Here is a 20,922-nt window from a genome sequence, read left to right on the forward strand (position 1 = left end):
CCCATGCCAGAGTTCTCCGCGTCCACGGTGCGCATACAGGCGCCGGACGACGCCGTCTCCCTTCCGGTACGCGAACCGGTCGACCTGGACGCGTGGTCCACGGACGCGGCCCGCCTGCGCGTGGGCCCCGGCGCGGACGGACGCCTGATCGAGGCGCTCGCCACCGAACTGCGCGAGGCCGCCGCGGACTCCCGCGGCCGGGGGCCGGTCACCGCGCTCTCGTACGTCCCTGAGCCGCGGCTCGGGGAGCTGGCCCGCGTCGAGCTGTCGGCGCTGGTCGCCGACGCGACGTATCCCACGGTGACCGTCGATCTGCTGCACCGCTACCTGGCCACGCCGACGGACATCTCCTTCCGGCCGCCCGAGGCCGAGCGGCGGACGCTGGCCGTCGGCCCCGCGGTCCGGGTACGGCACGCGTACGTCCAGGACGCCGACCGGGACGGCACGGGCGCCGTCATGGAGACCTGTGCCTATGGGATCTGCCCGGACGAGAAATGGGGCCTGGTCCTGCTCACCTCGTGGCGCGCCCTCGCCCACACCGACGCCCTGTGCGCCCTGACGGACAGCCTGGCCCGGACGCTCACGGTGACCTCGCACAGCTGAGGCAGCCCTCAACCGGCCCGCCGTATCTCCTTCGCGGTGCCCTTCGCCCCCGTGATGGCGGGCCACGACGTCCGGTGCCCAGGCTGCTGGAGCCACCAGCCGTGGTGGATGGCGCGCTGGGCAGCCGCGGTGCGATAGACCAGGCCAAGTGGCCCTGTACATCAGTCACGCGGTGGCGCGCGCCGCCCTTCGCCGGGCGAGAGCGCACAGCGGGCTTCCCTGCTCGGTCCCGGGGTCTTGCGGCGGAGGGTGGCGGCCCGCGGTCGCCGACCGTGACCAGCCCGCGTGGTCCCACCGCGCCGGCTCGATCGCCGGCTCTCTTCCTGCGACCGGACAACGCCGTCGCTCCACCCGGGGCCCGTCAGGCTCAGCCGACCTCGTTCTTCGCCACCGCCCGGCCGTGGACGACGACGTCGCCGTCGTAGAACATGCCGGTGAAGATCGGGGAGTACGTGAGTTGGACCTCGACCTCGACCTGCTCGGCGTCGGCGGCGACGCAGTGGGTCGCCGCGATGTCCCCGCCGGACATGCCCATCTCGCGGGCGAAGGCCTTCACGCGGGCGCCGCAGTTCTCGTACCGGATGGGGGCGGGGCCGCTCTGGTTCTCGTACAACTTCTCTTTGTCTATGTCCTGGGCGGCGTAGCGCGCTGCCTGTTCGGCGATGTCGGCGGCGCGTTCCCGCTTGGAGATGGACATTCCGCCGTCGATGACGAAGGCCGAGAGGGAGAGGAAGACGATCGCGAAGATGATGACGGCGCCGGCCCCGGAGCCGCGGTCGTCGAGGCGGCCTCGGCGTGCCCGCACCCAGGCGCGCACGGCTGCCCCGGTCCTCACCCTCATCTCCCCCCTCACGCCTTCCTCTTGAAGGGATCGAGTGGCGACGTGAACGACGACGTCAAGTGGGTCGGGACGTCCAGGCCCAGCATGGCGAGGCCGCGCACCTCGCAGCTCACCTCGACCGTGAAGAGGTCGGCGTCCGCCCACCCGGGGCTGGTCTTGGTCACGGTCACCGGACCGGAGCAGACGTCTGCCAGGTCGGCGTCGGCCGCCTTGCGGGCTTCCGACATGGCGACGCCCTCCTCCTTCTGGATCGAGCCGGCGCGAGCGGCGTCGCGAGCGGCGCCGTCCAACGCGCCGCGCCCGTCCACCAGTTGACCGAAGGCCACCAGCACGAGGATGAAGAGGATCATCACCGGAGCGAGAATCACCACCTCGATCGTCGACAGCCCCCGGTCGGTGTCACGGGCCACCCGGTCCCATCCGGGAGAGAGCGGACGCCGCATCAGTTCTCCCCCTCCTTCACGAACCTCTCCACCGGCCCCGACGACCGTGCGTGCACCTTCAGGTCCAATCCCGGGAAGACGTTGGGCACCTTCGCCGTGATCTCCACGCCGACCGTGTTCTGTTCCGGCTGGAGCATCGTCACGTCCGGGGACAGCACGAGCTGCGGGCCGAGCTGGCGGATGTAGCTGTCGACCACGTCCCGGGCCTCGCCGCGCCACGCTCCTGGCTGCTCGTCGGCCGTGGCACGGGCCTTGCGGGCGCCCGCCTGGGCCGCCGCCTGGGCCACGTGATCCGCGAAGAAGTACAGCGCGAACTGCACCGTCGCGAAGATCATGAAGAAGAGCACCGGCGTGAGCAGCACGAACTCGATCGCGGTCATGCCGGAGTCGCCGCGGGCGGAGGCGGCCTCCACCCGGCGGCGTACCCAGCGGCGTACGCTCACGAGCGATCCTTGCTCTTTCGGTGTCGGAGGGTTTTCAGCAAGTACCGCTCTGATTGGCGCCCTTGATGCAGTCGCCGACCTTGTTGGCGCCGTCGCTCAGCGCGGCGTTGATGATCGCGGCGACCACGCCGACGATCGCGACGACGACGGCGGAGATGATGACCCACTCGACCGCGGACGCGCCCCGGTCGAGCTCACCGGAGCGGGCACGCTGCACCCGGCCCTGGAGGAAGGTGATCAGGAAGTCCACCCCCGGGACCCCGGTGCTGAAGTTCCGTCCGTTCATGGTGAGTTGTCCTCTCGAGAAGAAGTGGAAGAAGGGGTCGGCTTCAGACCTGGAACACGCGCATCGCTGCCGGGAAGATCAGGAAGACCAAGAAGCCCGCGCACAGCAGCAGTTGCGCGACCAGCATCGACTGTGACTTCTCACCCGCGCTGCCCTCGATCTCCGAGAGTTCGCGGTGCCGCATCGTCTCGGCGCGCGAGGCGAGCGACTCGCGCACCTTCGCGCCGTCGTCCGCGACCAGCGCCAGGGAGGCGGAGAGGTCCTTCAGTTCCTCGACGCCCAGTTCCTCGCCGAGGGAGCCGAGTGCCTGCCACTGGCTGATGCCGGTGATCCGGGCGTCGGCGAGGGCGTTGCGGATGCGTTGCGTGGCCCAGCCGTCGGAGACCTCCGCGGCGGCCATCAGCGCCTCGGGAAGACCCCGGCCGCCGGCCAGGCTCATCGACACCAGGTCCAGATACGCGCCGATCACGCGCCGCAGGTCACGCCGCTTGTCGGCCGCGTCCCGCCGTACCTCCACGTCCGGGAGGAAGAAGAAGATGAGCGCGAACAGCAGGGCCAGCCAGACCGGGATGATGGGGCTGCTGCCGAAGCCGAGCGTCCAGACGATGGCGAAAAGGAACGGGCCGAAGAACACACCCGCCGCCGCCAGCAGCACCTTCGTGGCGAGGAACTTCTCCCAACTCCGGTCCAGCACCGCAAGGTCGGCCCGCAGCGACCGCTGTTCCCAGCCCTGCTGCAGATAGAGCTCGGCGACGCGGGCACCCACCTGGCCCCGCAGGCTGCCGAGCCGGCCGGCCTCCTGCCGGGCATGGTGCGCGGACTCGTACGCCGCCCCCCGCGCCCGCATGGCGTCGATCCGCGCGACCTGCGCGACCGCGCTGCGCTTGGACGGCATGAGGGCGCGTACGAGGGCGTAGACGCCAAGGCCCAGGACGGCACCGATCAGGATCGGCATGGTCAGGTTCATCGGCGTACCCCCTCATCCGGCAGGGACTGGGCAGGCGTACCAGGCGTACCAGGCGTACCAGGCGTACCAGGCGTACCAGGCGTACGGGGACGTACGAACTGGACCGACGACTCGTCGCGCACCAGGAACCGTTCCGGCGTCTCGATGGTGGACAGCTTGCGCAGCCACAGGAAGCCGAGCGCGAACAGGCCGCAGACACCGGCGAGTACGACCTGTCCGACCGCCGTGCTGTACGGCTGGACGAAGTCGCGGTTGAAGATCGACAGGCCGAGGACGAAGGCGATGGTCACCGCGATGACGATCTGGACCGAGCGGCGGGTCGAGGCGCGCTGGGCCATCACGCGCTGGCGCATGTCGACCTCTTCGCGGGCCGACTTGGCGAGGGCGCCGAGCACCTGGCGCAGACCCGGGCCGCGCAGCCGCGCGTTGAGGATGAGCGCTGCCACGATGATGTCCGCCGACGCGTCGTTGATCTCGTCGGCCAGGTGCTGCAGGGCCTCGGGGAGAGGGGTGCGGGAGCGTAGCCGGTCCACCAGCGCGTCCAGGTGCGGCCGCAGTACGGGGGCGGAGGCGCGCGCGGAGGCGGGGATGGCCTGCTCCAGGCCGACCGCGCCCGCGATGGTGTCGCGCAGCGACTCGGTCCAGGAGGCCAGCGCCTCCACCCGGCGCATGGCGGCCCGCTCCTCCGTGGCGCCGCCGAACAGCTTGTCCCAGAAGAAGACGAGGATGCCGGTGGCGATACCGGCCACGGCCCAGCGGGTGAGCAGGAGGACGACGAGACCGGCGAGGGCGGCGATCGAGCCGCGCTGCCCGGCGAAACGGATCAGCTCATTGGCCCGTTCGCTGGCCTTCTGCTTCTCGTGCTCGGGCTTGGCCGGCAGTCCGCGTACGGCGACGGCGAACAGCGCGAGGCCGCCGCCGACGGCGACACCGGACGCGAGCGCGTACAGGACGGTCGTGGAGAACAGTCCGCCCATGGAACCGAGCGAGTCGAGAGCCGCGAGAGAGGTCATGTCGTGGGTCGTGGTCATCGCATGGCTCATGGCCATCTCATGGGTCATGGTCATCCCCAATTCCCGCTGCCGGGCAGCCGGTAGCCCTGCGCGACGAGGTCGTCGAGGCAGGCGATGGGCGCGTGCGGGACGATCCGGCCGTCCGGGGCCTCGGCGAACACCTCGCTGGACAGCACGCGTCCGTCGACGCCGTTGACCTCGCGGACGGAGGTGACCATGCGCTGCAGGCGGCCGCCCGTCTCGTAGTTGTTGCGCCGCTGGATGAAGACGACGAAGTTCACGGCGCCCGCGATGAGCATCTGGCTGGCCTCGATGGGCAGTCGCTCGGTCGCCTGGAGCGCGTACGTGGAAATACGGTTGAAGACCTCGGCGGAGCTGTTCGCGTGGATCGTGGACAGCGAGCCGTCGTTGCCCTGCGACATCGCGTTGAGCATCGTCACGATCTCGTCGCCGAGGACCTCACCGACGATGACGCGGGAGGGGTTCATACGGAGGGACCGTCGCACCAACTCGGCCATGCTGATGGTGCCTTGGCCCTCGGAGTTGGGCAGGCGCTCCTCGAACGCCACCACATTGGGGTGGAGGTCTTCGAAGGTGTCGAGCCCGAGCTCCAGGGCGCGTTCGACGGTGATGAGGCGCTCGTGCGGCGGGATCTCGTTGGCGAGGGCGCGCAGGAGGGTCGTCTTACCGGCGTTGGTGGCACCGGCGATCATGATGTTCTTGCGCGCGCGGACGGCGCAGGCGAGGAAGTGCGCGACCTCGGGCGAGATCGTTCCGTTGCCCACCAGGTCGGAGACGAAGACCTTGCCCATGCGGGCACGACGGATGGACAGGGCGGGCCTGCGCGTCACGTCCATGACGGCGGAAAGACGCGACCCGTCCGGCAGCCGCAGGTCGAGCTGCGGGTTCGCGGAGTCGAAGGGCCGGGAGGAGAGACCGGAGTACGCACCGAGGATCTGGATCAGCTCGACGAGCTCTTCGTCGGTCTCGGCGACGGGATCACCCTTCTCCTCCCGCCCGTCGGCGTATCCGATGAAGACCTGGTCGTACCCGTTGATGTCGATGTTCTCGACTTCCGGGTTGTCGAGCAGTGGCTGCAGGCGCCCCACGCCGAAGAGTGCGGCGTGCACGGCGGCCGCGTACTGCTCCTCGGTCTCGGCGTCGAGGGGGGTGCGGCCGAGGTTGATCTCGGTGCGCGCGTAGTCCTCGAGTATCTGGGCGATGACGGCGCGCGCGTAGTGCCGTTCGTCCTCGTTGGACATCGGCGTGACATTGCGGACCTGGTCCTCGCGGCGCTGCTCGGCGATACGGTCACCGGCGTCCTGCCGGAACCGCTTGACCAACTGGTGGTCGACGGCGGTCATCGGCCGGCCCCTGCGGTAGGCCCGTTGACCTGGCCGTGGGCGGGTACGGCCCAGGCGGCGCCGTACTGCTGATACAGGTCGGCGGTGACCTTCCGCGCCGAGCGGATGAGCAGCGACTTGTCGAGCCGCCCGCGCTTGCGCCCGGCCAACTGGTCGGCCCCGGAGGGGTCGTCGGCAAGGGTGCCCACGACCCGCGCACCGGTCTGCGCCGCTACGAGCATGTCGTTGACCTGGTGGACGAGCTTGGCGGAGTCGCTCGGGTCGGCGATGAGGATGACGCCGATGAGGGGCGTGGCGAGGGTGGCGGCTCCGCGGTGACCGCCGTGCAGCTTGGCGGAGAGGGCGGCGGCGCGATCGCGTACGCGAGCGATGGACTCCGGCTCGGTGCGGGCGATCAGCAGCACGAGGGCGGCCTGGGAGAACATCTCGACGGCCGGGGTGTCCCCGCTGATCCGCCCGCAGTCGGCGATGACGTCGGCGGGCGCGTGCGGGGAGTCGGCGAGCTGGGCGAAGGCACGGCCGAGGGTGGGCCACAGCCCGGCGAGCCCGGCGGCCTGCTCGGCGACACCGAGCCCGACGAGCACCTCAAGGCCACCGCTCAACGGCTGTACGTGGTCCCAGAGTTGATCGGGCACGAGTCCGCGTCGCGCGGTCGCCGCTATCGACAGCATTCCGGTGTTGGGGTTCAGCGGACCGCCGTGCGCCGCCGCACTCCGGTACACGAGGTCGCCGCCGGCGGGGTCCGTCTCGGCGAGCAGGACCCTGCGGGGCCAGACGGCGGACAGCGCCACCGCGGCGGTGGTGACGCCGGGCGAACCCTTGTCCGCGGCGAGGGCGATGAGCGCCATTTGTCTTTACTCACTCGCCTTTAGTTGCCGGGGACGAGAACGACGGAGACCTCGCCCGCGGCCGCGGCCGCGGTGAGGGCGGGGGCGTCGCTCTGGTCGACGAGCAGGGTGATGGAGAGGTTGCCGGTGCTCACGGTCGCGTTGCTGGCTTCGCTTCTGCTGCTGACGCGCGCGTTGCTCACGATCAGCGAGTTGCCGCTGGACGACGTATCGGACGAACCGCTCTTGCCGGAGCTGCCGCTGTCACTGCCGACGCGGTAGGCGGCGACGATGTCACCCGACTTGATGGTGGCCGGGTACTGGCCTTCCTTGAGGGCGAGGCCTACGGAGGCCTTGCCGGCGGGGAGGGTGCTCTTACCGGCGAACATGTCGCCGATGACGACGGTCCCCGAGTAGATGGTGGACTTCGCCTTGAGCTTCGAGAGGGCGTCGAGCTGGTTCCACCGGACGTAGTTGATGCCGGCGTCGTCCGCGACCATGACAGAGGTCGCGTTGCTCTTGTTGACTGACTCCCCGGCCTCGATGTCCTTGGTCACCTTGACGACCTCGACACGGTCCCCGGCGCGCAGCACGAGCATCGTCGCACCCAGCGCGCCGACGAGGATCAGGAGCACCGCGAGAGCGGCGAGCGCGGGTTTGCGCTCGCGAGGCGGCGCGGGAAGGCGCTCACCCATCGCCGGCTGGACCGACGTGGCGGAACGGTGGTTGCCCGCCCCCGGACGCTCTTGGATCTTCACGCAACCGCTCCCCGTACACCCAAGAAGATTTCTGCCAATTCACATGCCAATTGGGATACTTCACCCCAGTCCGGCTGAGCCGGACGTACCGCCCGACCTGGCCAAATAGCCAGCGCTGAAGCGAGTGTCAAGCCATGGCACCGTATCAGCCGCACATAAGCCCCTCAAGGCGCGTTATGGATCGCGAACCTCGGGGGGCTCGTCGTTCTCCACGCGCAACGGGGGGTGGGCGGTTCCCTGTTGGAGCAGGGATACGGAGGCCCGGCGCGCTGTGCGCACGCGAATCCGTTGCCCGTCCGAGGCCAGGGAGGCATCACGGAGTGTGCACGATGCCTGCACGAGGTGCTCACGGGTGGAGGGTCGGTCGTGGTGATCTTTCAGTCACAAGGGTGGCTGGCGACTGGGTGACTGGGCGCAGCTCGGATGCTGTACCTGAGAGAAACGGTGCAACTTCGGGCCCGAGACCGACCACGGCGTCGCAGCCGCGGCTGTCGCCCGTGCCGCTGCCGCCGGGCGTCTCTCGTCCACGTCAGTCCGGGTTCTCCTCCCAGGCCCGTTCCCGCTCAACATCCCATCGCACCCAGGGAAGAGCGCCACGCCATCCCTCGCGGCGAGAGGACCACCCGAGCAGCACAGGCATGACGACCTCATCGCCACCACGTTCGGCCGGCAACGGCACCTCTGCCCGATAGTGCCAGTCGGGGCCGCCTTCTCTGTACTCGAACACCATGGTCAGGTCGTGGTTGAGGCGGATCTGCAGGTAGCTCTGACCGTCATCCAACGCGTCGGGCCGCTCCAGGACGAGAAACCGGCACCTCAGATTCAGCCCGGCGAAGAGCCGCTGAATCTGCACCTCGCCGGGGTCGTCCCAGATTTCACCGACTTCATCCGTGACCCGCAGCCGCGCCTCAGACATGCAGGGACTTCGCCGCGAACGCCAGCAGGTCATCAAGCCGCATACGGCGCACCTCGTCGCCCCCTGCCCCGGAGAGAATCCAGTCCAGGTCCCACTCCACCCTGAATACCTGTCCGCGGAAATTCTCGAACTCGACAAAGCTTCCCTGAGCGCCGTCGAGCAGTTTGAGTTCATGGTACAGAATCTCCGGCTTAACCAGAATGCAGTCGCCGCCTGTCTCTCCCTTGGTCACGGTGTTGAAGTACCGCACCCTGAGGAACGGAACCGGTGCCCGGTCGAGGTTGGCCGGCGTGAGGAACCTGATAAAGCTCTCTCGGGCATCGTCCACTGAATACCGGTTGGCCCGAGTGAATTCGCACTCATATCCGGGGAATACTGCCCAGGTGACCTCCTGCAGCTCCGGCTGCTGCACTTCGTGATAACGGTGCACTCCCGGACGCGCGGCGGCGAGCACGTCAAAGTCGCGGCCCGGATGCTGGAATCCGGGAATGGCAGTCAGCAACGCATCGCCGGAGAGGAGGCGGGTGCCGTTCTTGCGGGCCTCGGCGAGGAGCGCACGCACCAGCCCCTCGTCATAAGAGTCACGTGCGTTCACTTGGAAGAGGTGTCGACGGTCCTCACTGAGCGCCGCGGCAAAATCGAGCCCGGGCACAGGCGACCAGTGCCAGGCGTCCGACATTCCCGCAAACTCCTCGACACCCGGAAAACCCGACACGACGTCAGCCGGATCCATATAACCCTCCCTTTAAGCACCCCTACACGAATAATTCGGTCCGATATCCTGCCGATACTGCGGTGCCCGCTGACCGTCGCGGCCATTGTCCGCACGCGTCATCGGTTCCATATCGGTTGTGTCATTATACCAAGTCTCGCGATCCGCATAACTGCTGTTGTACCCCGTTTGGTTATAGTGTTCCACGACTCGCGGATTGTGGTCATACGTGAGAATGGTCGAGTCGCCGGGGATGATTTCACCGGCATTGTTGCGCCAGGTGAGCTGATCCCTGGGAATTCGAGCTCCGTTTCTGTCCACAGGCCAGCCCCCGGCCGCACGCCCTTCGTCTGTGAATCGCGTGACCATGTCCTCGTGTGTGGAGTCCCAGTAGCCGTGTGGATATTCCGACGAACGATTGCGACGGGTTGCAGGTGCGTTCGGATCCACGGCGTAGCGACCGGTCGCCGGGTTGCGGATCAGGCCAAGGGGGTCCGTGAAGAAGAAGGGGTGGGAAACATATCCGTAGTGGTTGGGACTCGGGGAAAGGCCCAGCGGATCCGGGGTGAGGTAGCGCGCGTTCTCCGGGTCGTAGTAGCGCGCGTAGTTGTAGTTCCAACCGGTCTCCGGATCGGCGTACTGTCCTGGGAACCGCAGCGGACAGTCCACGGCCGCGGTGGAGTCGACAGCGGGCGGCACGGATTGCAGCGCCGTACCCCACAGTTCTGTCCGCTGATGCCAAGCCAATTCGCCTTGGTCGTTGACGAGTTCGGTCGGCGTTCCCACCGTGTCCGTGACCACCGCGTGAAAGCGGACTGCCGTACCCCGGTTCTGTGGGTCTTCCGCCGCAGCCCCGGCGGACATCCGGTGGTCGAGCTGGGTCAGGGGGCGATGCGTGCCGGAGAAGTAGTCCCACGTCGTCGCGTGTCCGTCATGGTCGACCTGCTCGGCGACCCTGGTGCCATCCCAGGTGAACCGGATCTCCTCGACCACCGAGCCGTCGCTGGCCAGGCGTGCCTTGCCGCAGCGTCGCCCGGCAGGGTCGTAGCGGTACCGCCACTTGGCGCCCTCCGGTGTACCGATCACCGTGAGCCTGTCCTCCGCGTCCCAGCTGAAGGTAGCGACTCGCCTCTGTCCATTGAGGAGCCGCTTCACCGTCCGGACAGGCCGTCCCTGCCGGTCGTACTCGTAGGTCGTACGGCCCGACCGCAGCAGTCTGTTGCCTCTGTACTCCTTGATCCCCGAGTCCTGGCCGACCGCGGGCACCGACGACTCCAGGAGGTTGCCGAGGCCGTCATACGCGTAGGTTTCGGTCCAGTCCCGCCCGCGCACGGCCGTGACACGTCCGTCACGGTCCATGTCGAATACACGTCGGCCTGTGGTGAGTTCGTCAATGCCGGACAGCAGTCCGTCCGCGCGATAGCTGAACTCCCGCTGCTGAACCGGTATGTCCGCACGCGGTCCCCCACCGTGGATGGACTGACCGGCAAGACGCCCCATCGCATCCCACGTCTGGGTGAGGCTGGCTGCGGCCCCGAGCCCGCGGCTGAGTTCCCGGCCCAGAGCGTCATAGGTGAACGCCATCCGGTGTCCAGCCGCGCTCAGGGTCTCAGGCCGGCCTACCGCGTCGTAAGTCCAAGTGGAGACGATCCCGCTAGGGGTACGGCGTTCGGTGCGGCGGCCCAGAGCGTCGTACGTGTACGAGGTCTCGGCTCCGTCGATCGACTCCCTCAGCAGACGCCCTGCGGCGTCGTATGCGCGCTCCAGCAGACTCTCTTCGTTGACGGCCCGGAGGAGGCGTCCCATCGGGTCATGCGCGAAGACAGCAACACCGTGGGCACTGCGTTCTTCGACCACACGGCCCAGTTCGTTCCGGGTGAGAGCAACTTCCTCGCCGGCGCCGTTGGTGCGAGAGGTCAGCCGCCCGGCCCCGTCGTAGGCATACGTGAGCGTGCGGCCTTCGAAGTCCGTTTCGCAGATGAGCCGGTTCGTCTCGTCGTAGACGTAGTCCCAGGTAAGGCCCTGCGGACTCGTCACCTTGGTCAGGTTCACCTCCGTGTCGTAGGTGAACCGGTGCTCGGCGCCCGTACGGTCGGTCCGAGCTGCGGGCTGATGGAAGTGCCCCGTCTTCGTTGTGGACCGGTTTCCGGCCCTGTCGGTGTGCGCGGTCAGGTGACCCTCGCCGTCCCACTCCCAGCTCTCACGGCTGCCATCGGCCGCCATGCGCCAGGCAGGAGCGCCTTCGACGGTCCACCCCATGTGCTCGACGTTGCCCTCGGCATCGATCACACGGACGATCCGACCAAAGGCATCACGCTCGGCCCGGGTCGTGTGTCCGAGGGCATCCGTTTCAGCGATCGACAAGCCCGCGGGGTCGCACACCGTTCTGGTGACATGCCCCAGGGCGTCGACCATGCTCGTCGGGCGTCCCTGCTCGTCGTAGGCGCAGTGTCTCGTGTTCCCGGTCGGGTCGGTGATGCTGCGCCGGTTGCCCCGTGCGTCGAAGGTCTGTTGCCATACAGCGCCGTCGGCCTCCACGACCTGGATGGGCAGATCCAGCTCGTCGTACTCCATCGTGGTCCGGCGTCCGTCCGGCCGCGTGATGGCGGCGAGGTTGCCGCGAGCGTCATGCTCGAACGAGGTGCGCTGGCCCAGTGCGTCGGTGCGGGAGATCTGTCGGTTGTAGGGATCCCATTCCGTGCGGACCGTACGGCCGAGAGCGTCGGTGATCTCGGTGCGCTGGAGAAGCTCGTTGTAGCGGTGCAGCGTGGTGTGGCCGAGCGAGTTGGTGAAGCGCGTCTCCCTGACATCCGTGTCATACGCGACCGTGCAGTTGAGGACGCCGTCGGCTCCCTCGCCGCGTATGCAGCGGTCGTGACTGTCGTAGGTGTAGCGATACCAGAACCCGTTCCGATCGGTCCACGAAGTGATACGCGCCCGATCGTCGTAGGTAAGCCGGTACGGAAGGCCGCTGGAGTTGTAGATCTCCGTGAGATTGCCGTCCGTGTAGCCGTAGTCGATAAGCGTGGTGCCTTCAGAGCCCGCTTGCGGATCACGCAGACGCAGCCTGATGACACGGCCGCTCCGGGTGTCGACGTGAACGTGGTACCCACCGGAATGGCGTACGGCGGTGGGGGCACCGTACTCGTCGCGGTCTATGTCGATGCGGTGGCCGTTCCGGTCGGACACCGCCGCGAGCGGAAGCATGAACGGCTGGTCTGCAGAGAGCGGTTCGGATACCGGTGCAAAGTGCCGAGTGTGACCGGTCTGCGGATCCGTGACGCGTATGGGGGCGCCGGGAGACCCATCCCAGTCCAGCGGCCAGCGTGGCCCTTCGACCGGCAGCACCGATGTCCCCGGTGCGGGAACGGGATAAGCCAGGATCATCCCGTCTTCGGTAGCGAAGAGAGCGCCCTCGCTGTCGAGTTCGAGTCGTTCGTCGAGGGTCGATGCCCAAGAGGGACCGAACCACTGGCCCGAAGCGTACGTCGACAGGTGGGTCCTGCGGAGTATCAGTGCGAGGAGGCCGGGCAGTGCCACATCGGTCTGCTCCATGAACATTTCGCCTGACACCATGTCGATCGGGTCGCCGCCCTCGCAGCGCCCCTTGGCAGGCTTGCTCTTGGCAACGGCTTCGTCCGCTTGCCGTGCTTCCCGGCGCAGCCCCTTCCCCAGACCTTTGGCCATGCCCTTGAGGCCCATCTTGCCCAGGCCTTTCATGCCCTTGGCGAGTTTGCCAAGGCTGGTGATGCCTTTGCCTCCGGGTATGCAATCCATGGCGGCAAAGGCAACGTCCAGCAGACTGGCTTGACCTTTGCGGTATTTGTTGAGGGTGTCAGCCAGCACGACCAACGCCGCCACCACGACGATCGCCGCCAGGATCGGCCCGCCAATGATCATCGCGATCACGCCCACCACCGCGACGACGACCTTGCAGACCGCGACAATGGTGTCCCAGTTGTCGGAGAACCAGTCGCCGACCTCCTCCCACCACTTGCGGTTGTGGATCCCGGCATCCGAGGCGTCGTCAATCTTCTGCTTCGCCTCCTTCGCCGCCTCCTCACGCATCTTGCGGGCGTCCTCGGCCATCTTCTTCGCCGCGTCCAGCGCGCTGTTCGCGTTGGTCACGTCCGACTGGGCCTTCGTGTGGGCGGACTTGGCGTGCTGAGCGTCCCGCGTAGCCGCGCGGACCTTGGCCTCGTCCGGCTTCTCGGCGTCCTTGCTGCCGGTCGGATCGTCCTTGTACTTGTCGGCCTCTTTGTTGGCCTTGGTCACCCACGAATCGGCCGAAGAGAGACGCGACTTGGCTGACGACAGGTCGGACTGGGCCTCCCGGCCCTTGGCGAGCGCCTTGTCTGCCAGCGCCTGGGCGCGCTCCAGCTTCGGCCAGTACGCCGCCAGCGCGTCCCCCGCCATTTCGTAGGACTTCTTCAGCTTCTTCAGCTGCTTCGGCACACCCGAGAACTCGTCCTGAAACGCCTTCGCGGACTTCCCCGCCCACTGCAGGACGGCGTCCTCATCCGCCATCCCCTTGATCAGGCGGAGCGCGTCCCCGACGTCATCGGCGAAGTCGTGCAGGTTCTTGGCCAGATGCCGCACCCGGTCCGGATCGCCTGGGGTGGGGTCCTTGTCCAGGTCCAGGACATGCCAATCCCCCGGTCGGTTCCCCGCCACACCGCAACCCCCGTCACGTCTGCCTCACCAATAACCGTACGCATGAGCGAAGTTACTGGATTTGTGCGAGTCAGGGAAAGGAGGTGGCTTGGGTCACGCCACGAAGCGGAACGTCGACGTGATCGCGTCGAAGATGTCGAAGAAGGAGTCGGCGAGGTCGAGGACTTGGCTGCTCCCGGCGACGAGCGCGACCTTGCCCTCCTGCCCCGGCACGGGGATGAACGTTTGCATGAGTACGGCACGGATGGTCCGCTTGAGGGTGTCGTCGGGTACGACGATGTCCTCGATGCCGTACGTCCGCGCGGCGGGACCGACGCCCGGGATGTCGACGGTGGTCACCTTGCGCCAGGCGTCGCCCTCCTTCTTGGCCTCGCGCACGGCGAGCTGGCTCGCGATCGTCTGCGGGTCGGTCGAGAGGGCCTCGCCTGACTGCGTACGGCCGCCCACGATCGAGACGGTGACCGAGCCGGTGATCGGGGTGTCGCCACCGAAGGACTCCGCCATGCAGCCGCAGTACAGGGCGCCGGACTTCCAGGCGTCGGCCGCGGACTTCTGCAGGAACGCGGCGTACGTGTCGCGGTACTTGGCCAACTCCGGATTCTGTTGCACCCGTTCGCTCACCATCCGCCGTATGGAATCGTCACGCGACTCGGGCCGTACGTCGAACTCCCACCAGGACTCCGGCACCTTGATCCGAAAACCACCGCGCTCGATGGTGAGCGTCTCCATGTAGCGGGCCATGGCGTACCCCCCGTTCGTTCCTCTGTTCGGCTCGGGTCAGCCTACGAGGTGAGAAGCGTGGGCGGTCTCTGGCATCGGCCCTGTACGAGGACTGTCGCGGCACAGCGAGCGCGGAAGGGCGAGGCCGAGCACCCTCCAGCCGGCGGGCACGACGTCTACCGTCGGGGCGAGGAAGTCCGATGAACAGCGGGTACGGCACCAGCTGGAAGGTCCCGCCGGAGCACCGCGACGACCCGGCATGCGCCGTGCCGCGGGACGTCGGATGGACTTCGCTCAGGCGGTCTACGACTGGACACCCAGCCGCATCGATCCCCTCCCGCAGACCTCGGCCTTCCCGCCCTGCGCCTGCCCGCGCTGCAGGAAAGTGCCGTAACCGGTCGCTGCACAGACGCACCCGGCCCGGACACGTCGGAGGGTGTCCGGGCCGGGTGCGCGTGGCAAGGGCGGGGGCTCTCAACTCGCGTCGGCCGCCTACTTGTTGGGGAACGACCAGATGTACGGCTCGCCGTCCTCCTCCGACCAGTGGACCTCCACGGACTTCGCGTTCGCGGGGATCAGGTAGGAGTCGCAGAAGACATGGCTCTCGCCCTGCTTCCAGCTCGGGACGTCGTACGGGTCCTCACAGCCGGCCGCGTCGTTGGCCGCGCCGATCAGCACCGCTCCGCGCTCTCCGTCGGCCCAGATGGTGGTGCCGTCGTCCGCGTCCGAGCGATCCGCGAGGGTCGCGCCGGCCTTGTGCGTGTACTTCACGTGCGAGACGACGAGGACCATCCCCTTGGCCTCGGACTTGTCCTGCACCAGCGCCTGGGCCTCGGCCTCCGTACCGATGTCGACCTTCTGCGCCGTGATGTCGTACGTGATCTCGGCGTCGCCCTCCTTGACCTTCCCCGTGGCGCTCTCGCCGGTGGCGAGCTTGCCACCGGAGGCCGCCTTGGTCGGTGACGGCGCCGCCTGGGCCGTCGACTGCTTCGCCTTCGCATCCGGGGCGTCGTCCCCGCCGCCGCACGCGGTCAGCGAAAGAGCGAGTACGGCAACGGGCGCGGCGACGCGCAGCGCGGTCTTCCTGTGCAGCAAAACAACTCCTGGTCGATGTGTTCCCCCGAGCGGTGAGCAAGAGTAAAGGAAAGTTAAGGCCCGCATGGTCGTGCAGCGAAGCAAGTGACGTTTCACCAGCGGTACTTCACACCATCCGCATGCCGTAGCCACCTAACCTCCCCAACCGACCGGGTTGGTTGACACCGGCAGCCGCCGACCTCTCGGCCTTCTCTCCCCTTGCGCTACTCAAGACACGGGCCGGCCTGATAGCTCCCGCGAAGACGCGCCCGGGCACACCGCTCGCGAACACCACTCAGGCCATCCGGGCCAGACGGCATCCAGACCGAACCCGACCAGAGTCCAGCAGGCGACCATTTTGCGCCGATAGATGAACAATTAGCCCTACCCCGCGGCAAGTTCAATCTGGCGAAACCGCCGACCCCACCGATACCGTCATGGCTCTTGACTGCACTCATGTCTCACGGGGAGTCCACTGTGAAGCGCCGCTCTTTGCCCGTTGCTGCCGCGTTCGCCGCGACCGCAGCCCTGCTGCTGACGGCATGCGGCAGCGGCAACGACAGCTCGAAGGACAGCGACAAGATCGCGGGGGCCGATACCGGCGACACGAAGACACCGGCTTCGCCGAGCTCGTCGGCCGAGGCGGACGGCATCAACCGTCCGAAGATGACCTTCCCGGCGGACTTCAAGATGGTGTTCGATCGCACCGAGCCGTCCGAAGCCAAAGAGGCCGCCGCGCTCAACGACGCCGAGAACTTCATGCGCGCCATCAACTACGGCATCGTTCAACAGGACGCGGGGAACGCCGCGTACAAGTTCTACTCGGATCCCCGGGGAACCGCCCAGGCGTACGCCAAGAAGCAGATCCAGCAGTACATCGACGGCGGATGGACCGTCACCGGGACCCAGCGTTACACCCGGGGCAAGGTCGACATGGCGAGCGGAGGCAGCCGCGCTTCCGTCTCCTTCTGCGACGACGACTCGAAGTTCTACGGCAAAGAAGTCAAGTCCAAGAAGGTGCTCAAGACCACGCCGAGCGACAACGACTACTACTTCTTCGAGATCGTCATGACGACGTCCAAGGATGCCAAGGGCCTGTGGACGGCCGAGGCCGTCCAGGTGACGAAGGAGGCGACGCAGTGCAAGGCGTGAAGCGACCGGGACTCACTGTCGTAGGCCTGGTGGCTGCCGCACTGCTCCTCGTACCCGGGCAGAACGCGTTCGCCGGCGGCCCGACGGACAAGAGTTCAGGCTCAGACACGGCCACTGACAGCGGCCTCAAGGACGACGATCTCTACGCCAAGGCCACAGCGATCTCGTATGACACCTCGAAGAACGGTTCCGGTTCTTCCGTTGGTCCCGTCACGGTCAGCGGTAGCAGCTGGTCGCCGCCGGCTTGCTGGCTCGCCCCGCAGTGGACGGCGAAGCAGTTCGCCAAGGAAACTGAGGAGGGGTACAAGGAAATTTCCAGTGACCCCAAGCAGCCCCCGCATGCCAGGGCGGCCACCAACGAATTTCGACAGATGTACAAGGACGGCGAGTACAAAAACTACAACCTCGACAAGCAGGACGAGGGAATGTGGTGGGGGCCCGTCGAGAACCCGAACGCGCCCATCCTTGAGCGAACCGCGTGTAACTCGACGTTGCCGTTCTGGGTCAAGAACGGCGAGACGCCTGACGTCAAAAACGCCATCACGCCGGAAATCCTCGCCGGTCTCGCCTATGAACAGATCAAGGTGCCCGGCACGAAGGTTACTTTGGCCCCCGAGGGCACTACCAAGGTCAATCTCCCCACCTGGACCTGGCTGGATGAAGGCGAGTTCAAGCCCGTCTCGGTGACGGCGTCGCTCAACACACCGGGGCTGAACATCCAGGCCACGACCACGGCCAAGCCCGTCTCCCTCAAGCTCGAGCCCGGCACCGACGACGCCACCACCTTCCCGGCCTCCGGCGAGTGCCGGATCAACGACGACGGCTCTATCGGTGAGGCGTACGCCAAGGGCAAAGCGGACGAGACGCCGCCGTGCGGCATCACGTACCTGCGCTCGTCCGGCGACGGGACGTACAAGCTCCGGGCCACCATCACCTGGGAAATCACTTGGGCCGGAACCGGCGATGCGGGCGGAAGACTTCCCGACGGCACATTCGGCAGTGACCAGGACGTCACCGTCCAGGAAATCCAGTCCGTCAATCGATGACGGCACCATCCAATGTCCCCGTCTACTGCACAGGACTACTCGGCTGATCGTGACAGCTGAGGGCACCGGTAGCAGCCACTCGACCCTCTCATGGCACACCATTCGCTGCTGTGAATCAGGGCCCTGCCCAGGGATCCGTCCGCACCGTCCACCACGCCACGCAACCGGAAGACATCGTGAGTGATCTACGGCTCGAGGGCACGCTCTTCGAGAACCCGAGGAAGACGTTCTCCACCGCAAACGACCGCATGGACGCTGCCCGCCGCACCCTGCGCGGCACCGACGGCTCGGTCGTCGGGAGCAAGGACCTCGTGGACGGCGTGGACGACTTCGCCGACGGTTTTGTGACATGACAACGGCGATTCCGCAAACGGTGTCGTTCGCCGATGGGACCGCGGGTCCAAGGCCCGAATTGGCCCCGCTCGCGCGGCAACGTCCAGGAGGTTAGTCCATGCAACGTTGGAAGCCCGACCCCGGCGAACGCGTCGTCGCCCGCGCCCCCGTGTCCTTCGCGACCGGAGCTGCCACGCGCGTCGCCGGGAAGCGCTGGTTCCGTGACCCCGATCGGCGCGACGTCCAGAGCCGGCTGGAAGGCTGGCCAGAGCGACCGCCGGACAGGATTCGTTCGAAGGCTCACGCAGGTGCGCGCATCGCGGGAGGTGTTGTCCTCGCCGTGCTGGTCGTCGCGGTCGCCGCCGCGCTCGGGGGCACAGGGGTGGGCAACGTCGACACCCTTGGCAGCTCGGACGACCCTGAGAACGAGGTCGAGGACTTCCCAGTGATGTGGGCGGCCCCAGGTACCCTCGCCCGCACTCTCCCCTGGGAGTTGGACCCTGCCCGGCGTCCGGACACCGATCGTACGCACGCCGTGGTGACCGACCGGCGGCTGCTGGTCATCGGCTCTTTGGACGATCCCCGAGACCCCTGGGAAGAGGTGCTCTGGGAAACGGAGCTGGGCTACCTGGCTTCCGTGGAGCGCAAAGCGTTCAGCCGCGGAGAGCGTGACTTCCAGATCGTTTTCGTGGACGGTTCCTGGTGCCGACTCACATCGGCCGACGGTGGTGAGCTGATCGACCAACTGTCGGCTCTGTCAGCCGAATCCACGCCTGGTGAGATGAATTCGCAGTAACAGTCGGTTCCTCACGGGGCCCTGCTCGTCGGCGTACCGGTGCTGATCCTGCCGTTGGTTCTTCCTTGCGACAAGGCTTTCCACTACGGGCCTGTCGGGCGTCAGACAATCCAGCGCAGGGATCCCGCGATCGACGTGCACAGCCGTTGCATGGGGCCCGTGATCCCGGTGAGCGGTACGGCGAAGGAGAGGGCCAGATAGCCGACGGAGCCCGGCATGTGGACGTACACGTCCATGGATGCCGACGTCAGGATCTGGACCGCCGTGCCGGCCGGAAGGTCGAAGGCCGACACCTCCGCGTCACGCCCGGTCCGCCGTTCCTTCGCCTCGAAGGACGCCACGAGGTCTTGCGGTGTCAAAGAACCGAGTTGGGGGAGCAGGGATACGAGGAGAGAGGCTGGCATGATGCTGCCGTCGTCCAGCTCCGGCCGCAGGAAGAACTCCAGCGCGCCGCTCGCCACAGCGGCCTCAGCAGTGTTGCGCAGGGTGGCCCAGGCATCCTGCTTCACCTCTGCCGGTACGCTCTTGCCGTCCGCCTGAAGGTCGACGAAGGTTTTCAGCTGCCCACGCCAGCGGTCTTGGGTGAGGTCGATCCGGAACCAGTCGCGCGGCACGAGCAGCCGGTAGTCCTTGGGCGGCGGCCCCGACGCCTCCGGGCCGGTGGTCATCCCGGCATCACCAGCGGCTCGCCGTCGGCGTCGAACAGGCGAAGGCTCTTCACGACACCGGCGAACATGGCCGAGAACACATCCCATCCGTCGGGGGTCGGTGTACCCATCTCCAGAACCAAAGCGGTCCCGTTGGTCAGCGGTACCTGGACTTGGATGAAGGACGTCCAGACCGTCTCGTCCTTGCCCGACGCAGTGAGGCTGCCGTCCAGACTTCCCTTCCGGTTTCCGATGCAGGACACAGCAGGACCGCATGGCAGTTGGATCTCACTGACCTGGCCAATGCCCAGGTGCCGCATCGAAGAGCCGATGAACCCCACAGCGTTGGATCCCGCCCTGCTGTCGAGGTCGATCATGCTCACTGTCACCGTGGCGGTGCACCGCGCGCCATCCACCTCGGTCAGTACGAACCCCGCGTACTGAACTCCGGCTTCCACGAAGGAGTCGTAATGGGCGGCACACATGACGGCCCACTGCAGCTGAACTTCGAAGTCGGCTTCCGGCAATGCGCCGAGGGCGAGTTCCATCAGCTGCTCGGCTGTCGTGTCGAGATCCTCCGCGTCCATCGGGATCTCGAAGAATCCCTCGGGCATGATCCACCGGACGTCGACGCCACTCCCTCCGGCCGAGCCCCGGAGTTCTTCCTCAGTCGACATTGCGGTCATGACCGGCCTCCACCATCAGGAAATGTCACTTCCTCTGCCTCGGGATGGAATGTGGCGGCAAAGGGATAAGGGCCGTAGTGCGGATAGTGTGCGGGAATGTCCGCTCCACCCTTACGGGCAGCATGCGCCACCTCTCGGTATTTCTTGGCCCTGGCCCGGAGGCTCTGCCGAGCTGGATCTCCCCAGTGCGCCACGGCAGCGCGAACCCAGAGGGCCAGCAGTATCAGGACGGCCGCTCCCGCCACCGCGACGTAGATCGTCCGAGCCCCGCTCGATTCCCAGTACTGGGCCGCGCCTCCCCAGTACACCGCGGCGCCAAAACCGATGACTGCAAGGGGGACCCCGGTCCTGAACCCGGCGTTGAACATCTGCTGTTCGTCGAGATGCCGAAGCCTCAGCATCGCGAGAACGGCCCTGTCGTCCAGAAAGTCGAAGTGAACGTCGCGACGCGCTTCGTCGGCCAGCTTGCGGGCGTCGGGAACCGCGGCGAGCACCTCACCGGGCACCAGCCGAGCGGGCTCCCCTCCCCTGCGGCCGATGAATTCCCACTCGTCGAGTTCGGCTGGTTCACTCACGTGCCGTTTCCTCCCGTGATGTCGTTTCTACGAGCTCGCCACGCGC

The 20,922-nt window shown here is 67.1% G+C and carries 22 protein-coding genes; 5 read left to right on the top strand and 17 right to left on the bottom strand.

Going from position 1 to position 20,922, the window contains the following annotated elements; translation table 11 throughout:
* The first annotated feature begins 3 nt into the window (after nt 1-3).
* Nucleotides 4-603: a hypothetical protein gene (locus tag AB0D27_RS14045; RefSeq protein ID WP_362506939.1), complete on the top strand. Its 600-nt coding sequence runs from the start codon at nt 4-6 to the stop codon at nt 601-603.
* Nucleotides 604-970: 367 nt separating this feature from the next.
* On the opposite strand, the gene AB0D27_RS14050 is transcribed toward AB0D27_RS14045, so the two are convergent.
* The 14 genes from AB0D27_RS14050 to AB0D27_RS14115 form a co-directional block, all read right to left on the bottom strand.
* On the bottom strand, nt 971-1,438 hold the full coding sequence (locus AB0D27_RS14050; protein WP_362506942.1) for a pilus assembly protein TadG-related protein: 468 nt from the start codon (nt 1,436-1,438) through the stop codon (nt 971-973).
* A gap of 14 nt (nt 1,439-1,452) precedes the next feature.
* Nucleotides 1,453-1,887, bottom strand: coding sequence for a TadE/TadG family type IV pilus assembly protein (locus AB0D27_RS14055; RefSeq protein WP_362506945.1), 435 nt, complete (start codon nt 1,885-1,887; stop codon nt 1,453-1,455).
* A complete protein-coding gene (locus tag AB0D27_RS14060; protein ID WP_362507043.1) occupies nt 1,887-2,267 on the bottom strand; it encodes a TadE family protein in 381 nt (126 codons plus the stop codon). The genes AB0D27_RS14055 and AB0D27_RS14060 overlap by 1 nt, the downstream gene beginning before the upstream one ends.
* A 97-nt stretch (nt 2,268-2,364) precedes the next feature.
* Nucleotides 2,365-2,616 (bottom strand): hypothetical protein, encoded by a 252-nt coding sequence (locus tag AB0D27_RS14065; RefSeq protein WP_362506947.1) that lies wholly within the window; start codon nt 2,614-2,616, stop codon nt 2,365-2,367.
* Nucleotides 2,617-2,659: 43 nt separating this feature from the next.
* Nucleotides 2,660-3,583, bottom strand: coding sequence for a type II secretion system F family protein (locus AB0D27_RS14070; RefSeq protein ID WP_362506950.1), 924 nt, complete (start codon nt 3,581-3,583; stop codon nt 2,660-2,662).
* Complete coding sequence (locus AB0D27_RS14075; RefSeq protein ID WP_362507046.1) at nt 3,580-4,560, bottom strand: type II secretion system F family protein; 981 nt, start codon at nt 4,558-4,560, stop codon at nt 3,580-3,582. The genes AB0D27_RS14070 and AB0D27_RS14075 overlap by 4 nt, the downstream gene beginning before the upstream one ends.
* 86 nt (nt 4,561-4,646) lie before the next feature.
* The gene (locus AB0D27_RS14080; RefSeq protein WP_362506953.1) at nt 4,647-5,960 is read right to left on the bottom strand and encodes an ATPase, T2SS/T4P/T4SS family; all 1,314 of its coding nucleotides are present in this window, start codon (nt 5,958-5,960) and stop codon (nt 4,647-4,649) included.
* Nucleotides 5,957-6,808: a hypothetical protein gene (locus tag AB0D27_RS14085; protein WP_362506956.1), complete on the bottom strand. Its 852-nt coding sequence runs from the start codon at nt 6,806-6,808 to the stop codon at nt 5,957-5,959. Before AB0D27_RS14085 ends, AB0D27_RS14080 begins: the two co-directional genes overlap by 4 nt.
* A gap of 20 nt (nt 6,809-6,828) precedes the next feature.
* Complete coding sequence (locus AB0D27_RS14090) at nt 6,829-7,545, bottom strand: hypothetical protein (RefSeq protein WP_362506959.1); 717 nt, start codon at nt 7,543-7,545, stop codon at nt 6,829-6,831.
* Nucleotides 7,546-8,074: 529 nt separating this feature from the next.
* Nucleotides 8,075-8,461 (bottom strand): hypothetical protein, encoded by a 387-nt coding sequence (locus tag AB0D27_RS14095; RefSeq protein ID WP_362506961.1) that lies wholly within the window; start codon nt 8,459-8,461, stop codon nt 8,075-8,077.
* Nucleotides 8,454-9,194 (bottom strand): hypothetical protein, encoded by a 741-nt coding sequence (locus tag AB0D27_RS14100; RefSeq protein ID WP_362506964.1) that lies wholly within the window; start codon nt 9,192-9,194, stop codon nt 8,454-8,456. The genes AB0D27_RS14095 and AB0D27_RS14100 overlap by 8 nt, the downstream gene beginning before the upstream one ends.
* A 12-nt stretch (nt 9,195-9,206) precedes the next feature.
* The gene (locus tag AB0D27_RS14105) at nt 9,207-13,847 is read right to left on the bottom strand and encodes a DUF6531 domain-containing protein (RefSeq protein ID WP_362506967.1); all 4,641 of its coding nucleotides are present in this window, start codon (nt 13,845-13,847) and stop codon (nt 9,207-9,209) included.
* Nucleotides 13,848-13,940: 93 nt separating this feature from the next.
* Nucleotides 13,941-14,588 carry a hypothetical protein gene (locus AB0D27_RS14110; protein ID WP_362506970.1) on the bottom strand — a complete coding sequence of 216 codons (648 nt, stop codon included), beginning with the start codon at nt 14,586-14,588 and terminating at the stop codon, nt 13,941-13,943.
* Between the two features lie 471 nt (nt 14,589-15,059).
* Nucleotides 15,060-15,662, bottom strand: a complete 603-nt coding sequence (locus AB0D27_RS14115) for a hypothetical protein (RefSeq protein ID WP_362506973.1) — start codon at nt 15,660-15,662, stop codon at nt 15,060-15,062.
* Between the two features lie 456 nt (nt 15,663-16,118).
* Between AB0D27_RS14115 and AB0D27_RS14120 the strand changes: the two genes are divergently transcribed.
* From AB0D27_RS14120 to AB0D27_RS14135, 4 genes are all read left to right on the top strand, one after another.
* Nucleotides 16,119-16,793, top strand: coding sequence for a hypothetical protein (locus AB0D27_RS14120; protein ID WP_362506976.1), 675 nt, complete (start codon nt 16,119-16,121; stop codon nt 16,791-16,793).
* 29 nt (nt 16,794-16,822) lie between these two features.
* The gene (locus AB0D27_RS14125) at nt 16,823-17,839 is read left to right on the top strand and encodes a hypothetical protein (protein ID WP_362506979.1); all 1,017 of its coding nucleotides are present in this window, start codon (nt 16,823-16,825) and stop codon (nt 17,837-17,839) included.
* A 110-nt stretch (nt 17,840-17,949) separates the two neighbouring features.
* Nucleotides 17,950-18,192 (top strand): hypothetical protein, encoded by a 243-nt coding sequence (locus AB0D27_RS14130; RefSeq protein ID WP_362506982.1) that lies wholly within the window; start codon nt 17,950-17,952, stop codon nt 18,190-18,192.
* Nucleotides 18,193-18,290: 98 nt separating this feature from the next.
* Nucleotides 18,291-18,968, top strand: a complete 678-nt coding sequence (locus AB0D27_RS14135; RefSeq protein ID WP_362506985.1) for a hypothetical protein — start codon at nt 18,291-18,293, stop codon at nt 18,966-18,968.
* Nucleotides 18,969-19,069: 101 nt separating this feature from the next.
* Here the strand turns inward: AB0D27_RS14135 and AB0D27_RS14140 are convergent, their stop codons facing one another.
* The 3 genes from AB0D27_RS14140 to AB0D27_RS14150 all read right to left on the bottom strand — a co-directional run bounded on the left by AB0D27_RS14140 (nt 19,070) and on the right by AB0D27_RS14150 (nt 20,876).
* Nucleotides 19,070-19,636, bottom strand: a complete 567-nt coding sequence (locus tag AB0D27_RS14140; RefSeq protein WP_362506987.1) for a hypothetical protein — start codon at nt 19,634-19,636, stop codon at nt 19,070-19,072.
* On the bottom strand, nt 19,633-20,202 hold the full coding sequence (locus AB0D27_RS14145) for a hypothetical protein (RefSeq protein ID WP_362506990.1): 570 nt from the start codon (nt 20,200-20,202) through the stop codon (nt 19,633-19,635). The genes AB0D27_RS14140 and AB0D27_RS14145 overlap by 4 nt, the downstream gene beginning before the upstream one ends.
* A gap of 95 nt (nt 20,203-20,297) precedes the next feature.
* The gene (locus AB0D27_RS14150; protein WP_362506993.1) at nt 20,298-20,876 is read right to left on the bottom strand and encodes a hypothetical protein; all 579 of its coding nucleotides are present in this window, start codon (nt 20,874-20,876) and stop codon (nt 20,298-20,300) included.
* Between the last annotated feature and the right edge of the window lie 46 nt (nt 20,877-20,922).

The sequence above is a fragment of the Streptomyces sp. NPDC048415 genome, from assembly GCF_040651675.1.
In the GTDB taxonomy this organism is placed as follows: domain Bacteria; phylum Actinomycetota; class Actinomycetes; order Streptomycetales; family Streptomycetaceae; genus Streptomyces.

Excerpts from the sequence above, each read along its gene's own strand:
- AB0D27_RS14045 (WP_362506939.1), top strand. The coding sequence starts at position 4 with ATGCCAGAGTTCTCCGCGTCCACGGTGCGCATACAGGCGCCGGACGAC.
- AB0D27_RS14055 (WP_362506945.1), bottom strand. The coding sequence starts at position 1,887 with ATGCGGCGTCCGCTCTCTCCCGGATGGGACCGGGTGGCCCGTGACACC.
- AB0D27_RS14060 (WP_362507043.1), bottom strand. The coding sequence starts at position 2,267 with ATGACCGCGATCGAGTTCGTGCTGCTCACGCCGGTGCTCTTCTTCATG.
- AB0D27_RS14065 (WP_362506947.1), bottom strand. The coding sequence starts at position 2,616 with ATGAACGGACGGAACTTCAGCACCGGGGTCCCGGGGGTGGACTTCCTG.
- AB0D27_RS14070 (WP_362506950.1), bottom strand. The coding sequence starts at position 3,583 with ATGAACCTGACCATGCCGATCCTGATCGGTGCCGTCCTGGGCCTTGGC.
- AB0D27_RS14075 (WP_362507046.1), bottom strand. The coding sequence starts at position 4,560 with ATGGGCGGACTGTTCTCCACGACCGTCCTGTACGCGCTCGCGTCCGGT.
- AB0D27_RS14080 (WP_362506953.1), bottom strand. The coding sequence starts at position 5,960 with ATGACCGCCGTCGACCACCAGTTGGTCAAGCGGTTCCGGCAGGACGCC.
- AB0D27_RS14085 (WP_362506956.1), bottom strand. The coding sequence starts at position 6,808 with ATGGCGCTCATCGCCCTCGCCGCGGACAAGGGTTCGCCCGGCGTCACC.
- AB0D27_RS14095 (WP_362506961.1), bottom strand. The coding sequence starts at position 8,461 with ATGTCTGAGGCGCGGCTGCGGGTCACGGATGAAGTCGGTGAAATCTGG.
- AB0D27_RS14100 (WP_362506964.1), bottom strand. The coding sequence starts at position 9,194 with ATGGATCCGGCTGACGTCGTGTCGGGTTTTCCGGGTGTCGAGGAGTTT.
- AB0D27_RS14110 (WP_362506970.1), bottom strand. The coding sequence starts at position 14,588 with ATGGCCCGCTACATGGAGACGCTCACCATCGAGCGCGGTGGTTTTCGG.
- AB0D27_RS14135 (WP_362506985.1), top strand. The coding sequence starts at position 18,291 with ATGCAACGTTGGAAGCCCGACCCCGGCGAACGCGTCGTCGCCCGCGCC.
- AB0D27_RS14140 (WP_362506987.1), bottom strand. The coding sequence starts at position 19,636 with ATGACCACCGGCCCGGAGGCGTCGGGGCCGCCGCCCAAGGACTACCGG.
- AB0D27_RS14145 (WP_362506990.1), bottom strand. The coding sequence starts at position 20,202 with ATGGACGCGGAGGATCTCGACACGACAGCCGAGCAGCTGATGGAACTC.